Consider the following 14,522-nt stretch of genomic DNA (forward strand, 5'->3'; position numbering starts at 1 on the left):
CTTGTTTTTTGTAATCTTTTTTTGTAATGCTTTTTTCAACTTCTAAATCTTTCTTGCGTTTCTTTTCCAAAAATTTGATTAAGTTTGTTAGCTATTTACTTATCGTTTGCTTTTACCTTAATACATCCACTGTTTACGCACTAGAGTTAAATGCAGAGGCAAGTAGTAATACACAAGAAACAGAACTTCTCATTTCCCAGTGTCAAAATTTAGAAAAAGAGGACATATATCCTAAACTGAAAAGCATTGTTTCCGGTTCTATACAAGAAGGAAAAGAATTAGATATTGATAAATTAGTCAAAGAACAATGGAATAAATTAAAAATTGATGAAACAATAGATCAAGCTGTTAGCCAAGCTACAAAAAAACTACAGGAAGAAAAAACTTGGCTAAAAAAACTAACAAGTAATTTTAATAAATCACAAGCACAAGAATTAATTGAAGAGGTTTTCAAACTTGCCTTTGAGGAAAATCAAGCCCTGAAAAAAAGTTTCGCACAATTGTCAGAAGACATAGCAGATAGTTTTAGCAAGAAACTTGAAAAACAAATTTACTATTCCACAGAACAGGGTGTAGAATGTTTAGTGAAATACTTAGGTAACAAATATCCTCAGTCCATTGTTGCACAAGTGACAGAAGAAACAAATAAAGTTCAAGACATAAAACAAGATCGGATAAAAAATTTAGAAGTTACAGAAAATCTAGTTTCGTCAGAGAAATTCGCCATTGGAGGAGTCGCTTTAATTATCACCACGCAAGTTGTCAGGAAGTTTGGAAAGCAAATAACAAGAAGAATATTAGGTGGTATAGCTGAGAGAATTGCTGGTCGTTTTGCATTCTTATTAGCTCCGGGTGTGGGAGAGATTGTTGGTGGAAGTTTGATTATAAGTGACACAGCGTGGACACTTATTGAGGCTTCTCGAAATGGTCCGTTACCTGAAATAGCAAAGCAACTCAAAGCCCCAGAAACAAAAAATAGCATCAAAGATGAAACAAAAGGTATTATAAAAGATATACTCAAACCTGAAACTGTTGAAGCTATTAGTACACAGATTGCTAGTGATATTTATCAACAATGGCAGGATTTTGCCAGAAAATATCAAAAATTGCTGTCTTTGATTAGCAATAGTGCGCCTTCTACATTGGTGAATAAAATCGATGATTTAGTTAGAGATTACAGTTTAGATGAAATTGTGAGTTTAGTGGATAAGAGTTCATATAATATGTCTCAACGGGAGATAATAGAAGCGATTGAAAATGGGACTCTGGAAAAGGGCTTATCTATACCCTCCCCGTATTGGGAAATACTTACTCTTAATGATGATAAGAAGAAGTATAATCTCATATATCTTACAGATTATGCTGATGTAGCAGGAAAAGACTTAGGCAAAGTTATAAATTTGGAATTATATAAACTTATTGACCCCAAAAGCATCACACCAAGTCTGCTACATGAGCTTTTGTCACTACAAGACAATACAATTATATGTAAATTAGCCAACCTAGACATTGCGTCTCTGAAAATACTTTTCAACACGATACCAAAAAACGATCTGGCTTTAATTAGTAGTCAAAATGATCGAAGTTATTTAACACGGCTTGCTAACTACTTAAATCAATCAACACAAGAGGAGAAAAACAAAATGATTGCTCTTTTATTAGATAATCCTCAAAATTCTATCAATAAAAAATTTATTCTTCAGGATTTAGTAAATAGTGCTGACATTAAAAAATTATTCAAATTTTGGGAGAAAGTATATAGCATTAATTTGTTATCTTTTACTCCTGATATTAGTCAAAAATATTTATCGATTGTTGGTCAATATTTAAATAAATTTAGCCAAGATGAAGATAATAAACTTATTTCTTTATTACTCAATGATAAGCAGGTTATTAACGAAAAATTTGTTTTGAATGATTTAGCTAAAAGTGCGGATATGAAAAAATCTTTAGATTTTTGGCAAACTATATATGACAGTAAATTAATTAACTTTAATTCTGATTTTAATATAGATTATTTATCAAAAATAAGTTCACTTGCAAATCAAATAAGTAATGCTCAACAGAAAAAGTTGATAAATTTGTTATTAGATAATAATCGAAAAATATCTATTAATTTTATTTTGAATGATTTAACTACAAATAGTGAAAATATTAATGATTCAATTTACCTTTGGCAAAAATTATTTAAGAGCGAATTGATAACTTTTTCTCAGGATTTTCAATATGAATACTTAATTGATGTAGAAAACTATATATCAAGATTAACTAATGATGATAAAAAAATATTTATTAAATTTTTGTCTGACTATTCTAGTCTTTTGAAAGATAAAGATACTCTTAACAGCATTGTAAATAGTAGTAATGTACAAAAAGCAATAAATTATTGGAAAAACAATAATACCTTTTGGGGGAAAGTATTTATCCCAATTAAAGAGATTATAACTGGAGAAATACCTTTAAGATTAATAGCAGATAACTATGGTATTTCTATATATAAATTGTTGATTGTATCCGTATTAGCACTATTAGTATTATTAACTATCATTTATTTCTTGTTAATCATATTTAATCCTATAAATTTGATAAAATTAGGATTGTCAAAAATAAATAGCAAAAAAAATAAAGAGGGTAAGTAAAATGTTGATTGCTTTAGATCATCAAATTAATAATTCTCAAATAGAAGTAGGAGAATTGATGACGGTAGTTGTTGTTAGAGCGACTAATGCAGCAAAAGATTTTTTTGAAAACATCAAAAACGTTACTGGGGGTAAAATGACTCATTATGAGAGTTTAATTCAAAATGCACTAAAAGAAGCATTAAAACTATTAGATGAAGAAGCAAAACAAAAAGGTTACGATGGAGTTATAGGGGTTAAAATTTGTCATCCCACAGTGGTTGTTGGGGGAGTTGAAATTATTGTTTATGGTAACGGCTTTAAAAATATAAAATCCTAGAAATCATGTGCGGTAGATTCGTTCTCTCTGTTTCTTCTGTTTCCATTAAAAAAACTTTTTCTTTGGGGAGTTGTCCCATTTTTTCTCCCAGTTACAATATAGCACCTACTCAAAAAATACTGGCGATTTTAGGAGAAGAAGAATCTTCATTAAATCCTCTTTCTGAAAATAACAAATGGAAATCCTGTTTTCTTCATTGGGGATTAATTCCTTCTTGGGCAAAAAATAGTAAAAATTCATCAAATTTGATCAATGCTAGGTTAGAAACTTTAGGAGTAAAGCCTTCTTTTAAACAGGCTTTTTCTCAACGAAGATGTTTGATTCCTGCGAATGGTTTTTATGAGTGGAATCGAGAAGTTTATGGTAAAAATCCTCTTTTATTTTATAAGACTAATAAAGAAGTATTTGCTTTTGCGGGATTATGGGAAAAGTGGCAATCTCCTACAGGCGAAATTATTGAAAGTGCAACAATTATTAATACTCAAGCAAGGGGAATTATGGCAGAAATTCATCCTCGAATGCCAATTATTTTGAAGAAATGTGCTTATCAAATTTGGTTAGACAAAAGCATTCAAGATCCAAATTTATTATCAGAGATTTTACAGTCTAATTTGGAAGATAACTTACATTTTTATCCTATTAATGAAGCGGTTAATTCAGTTAAAAATAATTATCCTGAGTTGCTCGAACCAGAAAAAGTTAGTAAACAATTAAGTTTATTTTAATTGAAAAAAATTTCTAATATAATTAGTCTTTATTTTCATATAAATATAAATATTTAATTTTAAAATAACTTTGTTTTCAAGATGTCATAAAGAATGGCTCTTCAGAGTGTAGTTATGATAAATTTATAAAAATAAGTTCTATAACTTTTGTTTAATCGTGTTTATAGTAAAATAAAAACTAAAAGTTCATAAACTATTATTTAATAATTGCCTTTTGCCTAGCCTAATCAATAATTTATATACTCAAAGTGATAGAGACAAAATAATTAATAATTAGTAATTAATTAAAGTCTGAAACCTGTTATCCGACACTTTAAACCAACAACAACTCTACATTCTTACATTCAACGGAGGTAATATAGTACTTATTTAAAGATGAAGAAGCATTAGGATTTATATTAAGGGGTGAATATTATTCAACCCCTACTCATATAATTATTTAGTTGAAGCTAATTCCTTAACAGAGTTATCGGTTGTTGGAACTCCTGTTTCAGGTTTCTTCAAGACTAATTTTAATAAAGGTGGTGCTAAGAAGGTAGTTAAAATGACCATGATGATAATAGCCGCTTCTAAGGGTTTGCTTAATACGCCACTGGTTGAACCAATACCTGCAAATACTAACCCCACTTCTCCTCTGGGTATCATACCGATACCAATGGCTAAACGATTAATATTAGGTTGTCCAAATACTGCCCATCCTGTAATAACTTTACCAATAATTGCTACCACAATTAAGAAAGATGCGATCGCAAGTCCTGCTCTATTTTCGGGAATAAGAGGATTAAGTACACTTAAATCAACCCTAGCACCAACGGTCACGAAGAAAACAGGTACAATTACATCAGCAATGGGAATAACTTGCTTATCTAATTCCTTACGTTTATCGGTTTCATCTAATACTAATCCTGCGGCAAAAGCCCCTAAAATCGCTTCTAAGTGAATAACGTTGGCTAAAAATGCCATTAATAAAGCAAAGGTGAAAGCAGGAATCACCAGATTACCTCTAGTTTTTAGCTTATCTGCGATCGCCATGAAGGATTGATTAAAGAATTTACCGAGTAAAATTGAACCAATAAGGAAAGCAGAGGCACTAACAATTAAGAGAATAACTTGAGTCAGATTAACTTCTCCAGTTTTTGCCAAACTAGCTACTACCGCTAAAACAATAATACCTAAAACATCATCAATTACCGCCGCCCCGACAATAATTTGTCCTTCTTTGGCTTTTAAATAACCCAACTCTGACAACACCTTAGAAGTAATGCCGATACTGGTAGCGGTTAAAGCCGCCCCTGCAAAAATAGCGGGAATAGTGGGAAAATGGAAAAAGTAAATTAAGCCTACTGTGCCTAAAGCAAAAGGTGCAACCACACCCACTACAGCTACGATCGCAGCTTGATAACCAACGGATTTTAGTTCTCTTAAATCAGATTCTAAACCAATTTCAAATAATAAAACTACTACTCCTAACTCTGCTAAAACCGAGATAACTTCACTCTGAGAAGCAAATACTTCTGAGAGAAACTCTGGATTCATGGGAGTGAAAAACTGCAAAAAATTCATGATTTGTGAGGTACTAGCTTCACTGGTTTCGGGAAAAACCACCAGATTAAGGGCAGAAACTCCTACTATTACACCCCCCACTAATTCCCCTAAAACAGGAGGAAGATTAACTAAACGGGATAACTCACCACCTAATTTGCTGGTGATATAAATAATAGCGAGAGTAAGTAAAACTCCTGTTAAAACCAAGGGAGCTTTATCGGCTTCTGTTGCCGTTGCAAAAAATAAATTTGATACAGAAAAGTTGAGCATCATGATTATTGATTGATAAGAAATGGTTAATGTTAGTAAATTAGGTAACACAAAGCTAACCGTTACCTGTGTGACTAAGTGCTTTGAAAAAAACAAATTAGTCCAATCAAGAACAGCAATTTATAATTTAATTGTCAACTTTTAGTTAGCAATACTTTTTTTAGAGTGAGTATTGTCAACCATAAAGACAAAAATAAACATGGAAAAATCCTAATTCCTTCCTAAATCCCCTCAATTCCTAACACCCTAAAAACCTAAATTTTGGAAAGAGAAGGATCAACATCAATATCAGTACTCTGTTTCTCCCTGACAATATTTAAACCTTCTTGTAAGGCTAAGAGGCGATCGCTCATCCAGTGATATTCAGGAATTAAACCAGCAATACCAAGTTTTTCCAAACGACTTCTGACTTTACCCGTAGCACCCACGATAAACACTTCATGGTTATTATCCACTGCCTCTTGAATAGCATTTTCTAAAGCAAGGGAAGAAGTAACACCTAGTAAAGGCACTTGGCTTAAATCAACAATTAAAACATCGTAGTTAGAGATAGCGTTATGTTCACGGGAAATAGCCTTGGCTACACCAAAAATCATAGGACCATCTAAATGGAATAATAGTACACGACCTCCAGCTAAATCCAACACTTGTTTTTCTTCGGGACTTAAAGTGATTTCATCATCGGCGGTACTGACCATTTTCACTGATTTAGAACGTAATTCCGATAATTTTTCAATGGTCATAATGTTAGCAATAAAGACACCAACACCCACTGCAACCATTAAATCAACGAATACCGTTAAAGCGATAACAGTGTAAACAATTGCTGTTGCTTTCCAAGAAATTTTATGAACCCTTCTCAAGAAGCCCCAGTCCATAATATTGATACCAACTTTTAAGGCAATCCCTGCTAATACTGCTAAAGGAATACTAGAAGTTAAAGGGGCTGCCCAAACAACGATGATAAATAAAACAAAGGCACGAGTCAAACCAGATAAAGCAGTACGTCCACCTGTTTGAATATTTACAACTGTACCCATTGTTGCTCCCGCACCAGCAATACCACCAAATAAACCAGAGAATAAGTTACCTAGACCCTGTCCGATTAACTCTTTGTTAGAATCGTGTTCGGTACGAGTCAAACTATCTGCCACAACAGAAGTTAACAAAGCATCGATACAACCCAACATCCCTAAAACCATGGCATCAAATACCATTTTTTGGAATTGAGAGGCATCGATAGTAGGTACTTGTAACTCAGGAAAACCAGTGGGAATTTCACCAATACGACGAATATCCGCATCTCCAAAGAAAATGATGGAAACTACCGTACCAAGAATTAAAGCTAATAGTTGAGGAGGTACAACTCTTCTATAGCGAGATGGAACAACGTAAAGAATTACGACAGTCAACACCGCTAAAATGGTTTCTAACGGGTTGGTATTGGAAATTAAGTTAGGAAGGCTTTGAATAGTACCTATAACGCCACCTTTGGGGTTAGCTTGACCTAAAAACGGTGCGGTTTGCAAGATAATTAATATTATCCCAATCCCTGACATAAAGCCAGAAATCACCGTATAGGGCATCATGGTGACATATTTACCCAACTTCAAAAACCCGAATAGAATTTGAAAGCATCCTGCCATCATCACTACCGTAAACGCGATCGCCATCCCATTTTCTTGAGTAGCAAAATTAGCAATTACAGCAGTCATAACCACAGTCATCGGACCTGTCGGCTCTGAGATTAAAGTAGGAGTACCACCAAATAAAGCGGCAAAGAATCCTACTAATACAGCACCCCATAAACCAGCCGAAGCTCCTGCACCAGAAGCAATACCGAAAGCTAAAGCCATCGGCAAAGCGATAACCGCCGCTGTTAAGCCACCAAATATATCACCTTGTAAATTTCGAAAATGTATTTTATTAGTTATTTGCATTTAGTTTTCCTCTTTAGTTATTAATCTATGATTTCATAGATTCGCATCAATGCAATTATAGTTAAAATAGAAAAAAATCAATACGAGTATCTTAAAACAAAAGAAAGGAAATGAAAAGTAAGATTAAATTATTTTTTTTGATTTTTTTAATAAATTTTACTTATGTCAGGCTTTTTTATAGAATTTGGACAAAAGCCATTAGTAATAAAAAAAAAGAAATAGAGAACAGGGAATAGTAATAACAATTGAAGAGAAACTTCTTAAAATTGATTTTAAAATTTTTCTTTTATAGTGCTACTATACTGATGCAGAATTTCAGTAAAATGAAGTTTGCCGGATAAATCAAAAAATTATGAACAAAAAAGAGGCTAAAAAGCCCCTTATTAGTAATATTTGTTTCTCTAGTTATTTTATGTATCCAGATTTTATACTCCCCGAGTAGGATTCGAACCTACGACCAATCGGTTAACAGCCGACCGCTCTACCGCTGAGCTATCGAGGATTGCGTTGCTTAACACATTTACTTATTATAGCTAGATAAATAAAAAAAAGCAAGAGGAAAAAAATTTTTTTTAATTTTTCTTTGGATTTCGATATAGGAATGGGAGGAGGTGATAGGGGGAAGGAAAATCAGTTAGGGGTTCTGATTATTGAGGGTTTGGGGTAATGAGTAGAGAGAGGGAGAAAGAGATGAGGTATTAGGGAAGACGAGTTCAGAGTTATTAATTTTTAATTCTTAATTATCAACCATTCACTATTGCCCCTTGCCTTTTGCATGTTGCCTTGCCTTAATTACTAATTACTAATTGAAATAACTTTTACTCCATTAAAATTTTAGGTTTAAATGAAGTTATTTAAGAGGTATGAACATTTTAGTGTCTTCTATATATTGCCAAGGAATGCCGTCTGGATCACGGCTTTGACTCCATAAACCAAAATCTCGATCGCTCTTTCGTTTTCCTACTGTACTCGGATGTACTTCTAAACGCTTGGCTAAGTCACTTTGATTGAGACTCATACCATTTTCTTCTTGATTGTCAAGGTTATTGGATGTGTCTTCTTCTTGAGTTGAAGTTTCAACTTCTGGGGAAGTGTTAGAAACGGAATCATCATTCACAGGAGGGGGAGAGGAGGAAGAATTTTCTGGGGGCGTGATGGTAACAGATTCTAATTTTACTTCTGGAGTTGGAGAAGATGCTGGAGAAATACTAGAATAAGATGAAGAGCTTTGCTGTGATGAAGATGCTATATTTATATCCTCATCAGTATCACTGTCGTCAGGTTCACTATCATCAAGAATACTGCCTAAAGTACTTGCAGTTAAGAAGTAATAAACAATTCCTTTATCTTCGTATTGTCTTTTGACTGCACCATACTCTTCTGCTTTTTGATCTAAATACCAACGAGCAGTTTTCGATTTTAATTCAGTTTTGTTGGTAAGATCGAGTACGGTTACACAACCTTGATGCGCTTGTATTAAATTATTGAAGTAAGGGTCTATTTCTTCTGATAATTGTTGCAATCGGAATCTTTCCCAAAGTTTCAAGCCAAGGGCAAATATAAATATTGCCACTAATAATGGCCATGCAACAAATACAATAATAATGATGAAAGCTAAAGGCAGTAACACTAATGGAATACTGTTAGCACCACTATCTATTACTTTTCCATTCATAGTGTTAAGTGGTTAGGTGAATAACAGACCAACAGTTATTTTTAACTAGGTCTAAATACTTGAACAATTATAAGTTAAAACTTTTGAAAATTCAAAATAAACTCAAATTTTGTGTCTTAATTAGCAGGAAAAAAGCGAGTAGTTGAGAAGAATAATGGACAATCTACAATGTAGAATAAATAATCGGTAATCAATAAGAGATTAAAAGCTAGGTGTTAACATCTAATTTTCAATTCTTAATTTTTAATTTTTAATTCTTTCCTATGTCCATGCAGTTAACTATTGGTTGGCTTTATCCTAAATTAATGAGTACTTATGGCGATCGCGGCAATGTAATTTGTTTACAAAGGCGTTGTCAATGGCGAGATTTAGATGTTTCTATTTTAGCCTTAGATCAAGAGAGTTCGATCGCATCTTTTCAGGAATTTGATTTGATAGTGGGGGGAGGGGCACAAGATAGACAGCAGGAAATAGTGATGCGTGATTTACAGGGAGAAAAAGCCCAGATTATCAAGGAAAAATTAACTTCAGGGATTCCGGGGGTATTTACTTGTGGTTCTCCCCAATTACTAGGGAAATATTATGAACCTGCTTTAGGGCAAAAGATTGAGGGATTAGGTATTTTAGATTTAGTAACAAAACATCCGGGCATAAATGTACCCCGTTGCATTGGCAATGTGGCTTTTGATATTGTTGCTCCTACTTTAAAAGCCGATTTAGAGGAAATGTTGGGGGAAGTGCCTACTGTTGTAGGGTTTGAAAATCATGGGGGCAGAACTTATTTAGGAGATGTTTCTCCTCTGGGCAAGGTAGTTAGTGGTTATGGTAATAATGGTGAGGATGGTTATGAAGGGGCTTTTTATCAAAATGCGATCGCAACTTATGCCCATGGGCCTCTTCTACCCAAAAATCCTTTTCTCGCAGATTGGTTAATCATAAAGGCGATCGAACACAAGTACCAAGAAAAAATCAGTCTTAATCCCTTAGATGATTATTTAGCCGATAATGGCCGCAAGGCCATGCTTAAAAGAATGTTAAACCAGTGAATTTCAGGAAGTGCAAGGGGTAAGAGGCAAAAGGCAAGAGGCAAACCCCCCTTTATCCCCCCTCTCGAGGGGGGAGGGCAAAAGTGTTTAATTAACTTCCCCTATCTAACCCCGTTACTTATCAATACACATAACCTTCTTTATCTTCAGACGCATAAGTTTTGGTTAAAAGTTCATCAATACTAGCATTTAATACTGGTTTGCCATTAAAAACCGTACCAACGTGATTTTTTTCAAAATGAATTAAGGCTAGATTATAAGCAGATTCTGGTAGAGGTAAATAGCCCACTGTCTCCACAACATTTTGAGCTTCTGCTAAATAAAATTTGACAAATTTTTGTAGGGCAGGGTTTTCTTGAGCTTTTTTAGCGTTGATATAGATGAATAGAGGTCTTGTTAAAGGGCGATAAGTATTATTTTTAATAGTTTCATCTGAGGGTAAGATACCACCATTGCCATTGTCAATGGCTACTGCTTTGAGTTTATCTTGATGCTGTTTATAATAAGCAAAACCAAAATAGCCTAAGGCATTAGGATCTTGTATTACGCCCTGAACTAAAGCCTCGTCATTTTCACTAAAAACATAATCATTACGACTACTATCTTCAGCTCCGACAATAGCGGAAGTAAAGAATTCAAATGTACCAGAGTCTCTTCCCGGTCCAAATAAATTAACTGTTTTGTCGGGCCATTGACTGTTTATCTGACTCCAGTTTTCAATTTTGTTTTCCGCCGATGGTTGCCAAAGAGTTTTTAATTCTTCCACTGTCATCGTATTTGCCCAATCATTACTGGGATGAATAACTACTGTTAAAGCATCAAAAGCAATGGGTAATTCAATATAGGCAATATTATTTTTTTTACATTCTTCCATAAAACGTTGAGGTATGGGCACAGAGGCATTATTTATATCTGTTTCCCCTTGACAAAATTTTTCAAAACCTCCTATCGAACCTGATAAGCCGACTTTGACTTCCACAGGGGCATTTTCTTTCTGATTAAAATTAGATGCGATCGCTTCTGTAACTGGATATACTGTACTAGATCCATCAATAAGAATTGTCTGATTTTCCTGAGAAGATTGACTACCACAAGCAGAAATTAGTCCCACAATTCCTAAAGGAATCCCAATTTTTTTTACAGTTGTCAAGACATTTATATTGAACATATTGTCATTTCAAACTTTTTTGATATGTTTTTATTTTATACTTTTTTCTATAAAAAAATACAGGAAATTTATTAAAGTTAACTTAATTCTAAATACTACTTTTAACCTATTCTTAATTTACTAAAATTGATTATTAAATTTAGTTATACAAGTTATGGGAATTAGGGAGAAATTGGCAGACAACCAGTTAAGTCAATAAAACAGCTTATTCTGACAACGAATCGATATTTATGCTCCGTCATTTACCTTCTCATCCACTCTTTCTTCAATAAGGTAACGACATAAAACAAAACAAAGTAACATAATTCTGATTAATATAAAGAAATGTAACAAAAATAGAATTAAATAAATGGATCTAAAATTCAAGTCCCATTGGTTATTTTTTCAGCCAGTAATTTTAATTTCACCTTTTTTTTTCTGGGGCACAGCAATGGTAGCGATGAAAAGCGTTATTCCCCAAACAACTCCTTTATTTATGGCAGGGGTGAGAATTTTTCCCGCAGGGTTGCTAATTTTGTTAGTGGCTTTGATGTTGGGCAAATCTCAAGCTATTTCCCTTCGGGGTTGGTTATGGATTTGTTTTTTTGCCTTAGTAGATGGTTGCTGTTTTCAAGGATTTATTGGGGAGGGGTTGATGCGTACTGGTGCTGGTTTGGGTTCTGTGATGATTGACTCTCAACCCTTAGCAGTGGCGATTATGTCTCGTTGGCTATTTAAAGAAGTTATCGGTTTTTGGGGATGGTTAGGCTTATTAACTGGAATTGTGGGCATTAGTTTAATTGGTTTGCCTGATGAATGGATTTTAAGAGGTTTACAAGGGGATTTTACTGGTTTTAATTGGAGTTGGAATGGTTTATTTGATAATGGTGAATGGTTAATGTTACTAGCTTCTTTATCGATGGCAGGAGGCACGATTATGATTCCTTTCGTGTGTCGTCATGTGGATGCAGTGGTGGCAACTGGTTGGCATTTGGTTATTGGTGGTTTGGTGTTATTTTTATTTAGTTTTCAGTATGAAACGAATCAATGGATTAATCTTGATTTAAACTCATGGTTACTTTTATCTTATGCTACTATTTTCGGAAGCGCGATCGCATATGGGGTATTTTTTTTCCTCGCTTCAAAGGGAAATTTAACTAGCCTTAGTGCTTTAACTTTTTTAACTCCCGTATTTGCGCTAACTTTTGGTAATTTATTACTAGAAGAAAAACTTTCTGATCTACAATGGCAAGGAGTATGGCTAACCTTAGTTAGTATTTATTTGATTAATCAAAGGGAAAAAATCAGTAAATTTATGTTTAGGGAAAACCTGTATTTTTTCTTAAAAAAATTAAAACAAACACAAACTACTAATAAAGAATAATCAGCTCTTATACAGTAGTGATGATAAATTATTAGAAAATAACTATTTGTTATAAACCTTATAATGTATTGGACAAATTATAACAAAAATAAATTTTTGATAAATTAACAGTTTTTATTTCACCTGACACCTGACACCTGCAACCTGATACCTTTTACTAAGCAAGACAATTAATGATACAAAGAACAGAAGGAAAAAAAACAGTTCCTCAAATTTTTATTAATAATAAATCTATAGGTGGTTGTAATGAATTGTACCAGTTAGAAAGTGAATCTAAACTTAATTTTTTACTTAGTCAATCTCCATAACTTATATATAGCAATTATTAATTTTAGAAGCAATCATGACAGCCGATGAGATACTCAGATTATACGATCAAGGGGAAAGAAATTTTAGTAATTCTGATTTATCCAGAGAAGATATAATTGGAGCAAACATAACCCAAATTGACTTAAATAGAAGTAATTTAAGTTGGGCTAATTTAAGTGGAAGTGATTTAAGTGGTGGAAATTTATCCAGAGCTGATTTAATTCATAGTCGTTTTATAAGTGCAAAATTAATCAGTGTAAACTTGAGTAATAGTAATCTTAGTTATGGGGATTTAAGTTGGACAAACTTAAACAGTGCTAACTTATCTCAAGCAGATTTAAGCTACTGTAATTTGAGTAAATCTTCATTAATTAATAGTGATTTTAGTTATGCAAATTTACAAAATTGTAAACTAACAAAAGCTAATTTTATGGGGGCTAATTTTACTAGGGCTAATTTATCAGGGGCAGATTTATCGGGTGTAAATTTAACGGGGGCAGATTTTACAAGGGCGGATTTATCGGGTGCAAATCTTCAAGGATGTGATTTAGAGGAGGCTAATTTGCGTTGTGCTGATTTGTCTAAAAGTATTTTGCGAAATGCTGATTTGAGTGAAAGTATTTTACAGGGAGTCAATTTGGAAAATGCTAATTTAAGGGGTGCAAATTTCAGTGGGGCAGTCTTGAAAAATACCAATGTTGATTATCAAATAAAATTATCAGAGTTAAATATTAAGTCTCCTCACAAAAATAAAATTGTTTTTACGGGGGCAAATTTACAAGAAGTTGTTTTAGAAAATGCCATTATCAAAAATAGTATTTTTAGTTATGCTTGTTTGTTTAAAGCTAATTTAACAGAGGCATCTTTTCACCGTGCGAGTATGATTGATGCTTATTTATCCCATGGGGATTTAAGGGGGGCAAATTTACGCAGTAGTGCTTTAAGTGGTGTAATTTTGACTGGTACAACCATGCCAGATGGTTCAATTCATCCTTAGATTTAAGATTAAACTTTCTATTTTTTCATCTAGTTAGCTAAAGATAATTTTTTTCTGATGGTTAAACAGTTACGATTATCAGAAATGCGATCGTATCTTAAATCATCGGCTATTTTTTGCAAAATTTCAACCCCTCTCCCTCCCGTTGCAAATTCTCCTTGATGATTAACCCTTTGTTTCAATGATTCTAACTGGAAAGGTTGCCCAAAATCCCATACCTGAATTTTTATTTCTTCTTCGCTGATATTAATTTCTATTTCAATAATAGTTTCGGGGGGTTTATTTTTATGGGCATGGCGCACAGCATTAGTAAAAGCCTCCGCTAAAGCTAACTGAGACTGTAACCAATCTTTCTCACTAATCCATTCTTGTCTAAGAGTTTCAAATCGAGATAAAACTTCTTTGAGATAGATTAAATCACTTTTTACTCTGAATGATATGTGTTGAGTAACTTCCAATTTTCCCACAATCCCCCGCAATTTTTCGCTCTTATCTCAATCTAAATTAAACTACTATTAGATAAAGT

The 14,522-nt window shown here is 33.4% G+C and carries 11 protein-coding genes and 1 tRNA gene; 6 read left to right on the plus strand and 6 right to left on the minus strand.

Annotation, left to right across the window (positions count from 1 at the left end; translation table 11 throughout):
* The first annotated feature begins 26 nt into the window (after positions 1-26).
* The 3 genes from CYAN10605_RS02675 to CYAN10605_RS02685 are packed head-to-tail and all read left to right on the plus strand — an operon-like array spanning position 27 to position 3,683.
* Positions 27-2,639 carry a hypothetical protein gene (locus tag CYAN10605_RS02675; RefSeq protein ID WP_015218399.1) on the plus strand — a complete coding sequence of 871 codons (2,613 nt, stop codon included), beginning with the start codon at positions 27-29 and terminating at the stop codon, positions 2,637-2,639.
* A 1-nt stretch (position 2,640) separates the two neighbouring features.
* On the plus strand, positions 2,641-2,958 hold the full coding sequence (locus CYAN10605_RS02680; RefSeq protein WP_015218400.1) for a YbjQ family protein: 318 nt from the start codon (positions 2,641-2,643) through the stop codon (positions 2,956-2,958).
* Between the two features lie 5 nt (positions 2,959-2,963).
* Complete coding sequence (locus tag CYAN10605_RS02685; protein ID WP_015218401.1) at positions 2,964-3,683, plus strand: SOS response-associated peptidase; 720 nt, start codon at positions 2,964-2,966, stop codon at positions 3,681-3,683.
* Between the two features lie 435 nt (positions 3,684-4,118).
* Here the strand turns inward: CYAN10605_RS02685 and CYAN10605_RS02690 are convergent, their stop codons facing one another.
* The 4 genes from CYAN10605_RS02690 to CYAN10605_RS02705 form a co-directional block, all read right to left on the minus strand.
* Positions 4,119-5,498: a cation:proton antiporter gene (locus CYAN10605_RS02690; protein ID WP_015218402.1), complete on the minus strand. Its 1,380-nt coding sequence runs from the start codon at positions 5,496-5,498 to the stop codon at positions 4,119-4,121.
* Positions 5,499-5,752: 254 nt separating this feature from the next.
* Positions 5,753-7,438, minus strand: coding sequence for a bicarbonate transporter BicA (gene bicA, locus CYAN10605_RS02695; RefSeq protein ID WP_015218403.1), 1,686 nt, complete (start codon positions 7,436-7,438; stop codon positions 5,753-5,755).
* 430 nt (positions 7,439-7,868) lie between these two features.
* Positions 7,869-7,940, minus strand: a tRNA-Asn gene (locus CYAN10605_RS02700).
* A 348-nt stretch (positions 7,941-8,288) separates the two neighbouring features.
* Complete coding sequence (locus CYAN10605_RS02705; RefSeq protein ID WP_015218404.1) at positions 8,289-9,113, minus strand: hypothetical protein; 825 nt, start codon at positions 9,111-9,113, stop codon at positions 8,289-8,291.
* A 263-nt stretch (positions 9,114-9,376) separates the two neighbouring features.
* On the opposite strand from CYAN10605_RS02705, the gene CYAN10605_RS02710 reads away from it, so the two are divergent.
* A complete protein-coding gene (locus CYAN10605_RS02710) occupies positions 9,377-10,159 on the plus strand; it encodes a type 1 glutamine amidotransferase (RefSeq protein WP_015218405.1) in 783 nt (260 codons plus the stop codon).
* Between the two features lie 121 nt (positions 10,160-10,280).
* Here the strand turns inward: CYAN10605_RS02710 and CYAN10605_RS02715 are convergent, their stop codons facing one another.
* Positions 10,281-11,327, minus strand: a complete 1,047-nt coding sequence (locus CYAN10605_RS02715) for a PstS family phosphate ABC transporter substrate-binding protein (RefSeq protein ID WP_015218406.1) — start codon at positions 11,325-11,327, stop codon at positions 10,281-10,283.
* 349 nt (positions 11,328-11,676) lie between these two features.
* On the opposite strand from CYAN10605_RS02715, the gene CYAN10605_RS02720 reads away from it, so the two are divergent.
* Both CYAN10605_RS02720 and CYAN10605_RS02730 read left to right on the plus strand, forming a co-directional pair.
* Positions 11,677-12,690, plus strand: a complete 1,014-nt coding sequence (locus CYAN10605_RS02720; RefSeq protein ID WP_015218407.1) for a DMT family transporter — start codon at positions 11,677-11,679, stop codon at positions 12,688-12,690.
* A gap of 343 nt (positions 12,691-13,033) precedes the next feature.
* A complete protein-coding gene (locus CYAN10605_RS02730; RefSeq protein WP_015218408.1) occupies positions 13,034-13,996 on the plus strand; it encodes a pentapeptide repeat-containing protein in 963 nt (320 codons plus the stop codon).
* 29 nt (positions 13,997-14,025) lie between these two features.
* Here CYAN10605_RS02730 and CYAN10605_RS02735 read toward each other — a convergent pair whose 3' ends face one another.
* Positions 14,026-14,463 (minus strand): ATP-binding protein, encoded by a 438-nt coding sequence (locus CYAN10605_RS02735; RefSeq protein ID WP_015218409.1) that lies wholly within the window; start codon positions 14,461-14,463, stop codon positions 14,026-14,028.
* Between the last annotated feature and the right edge of the window lie 59 nt (positions 14,464-14,522).

Source organism: Cyanobacterium aponinum PCC 10605, assembly GCF_000317675.1.
Lineage (GTDB): Bacteria > Cyanobacteriota > Cyanobacteriia > Cyanobacteriales > Cyanobacteriaceae > PCC-10605.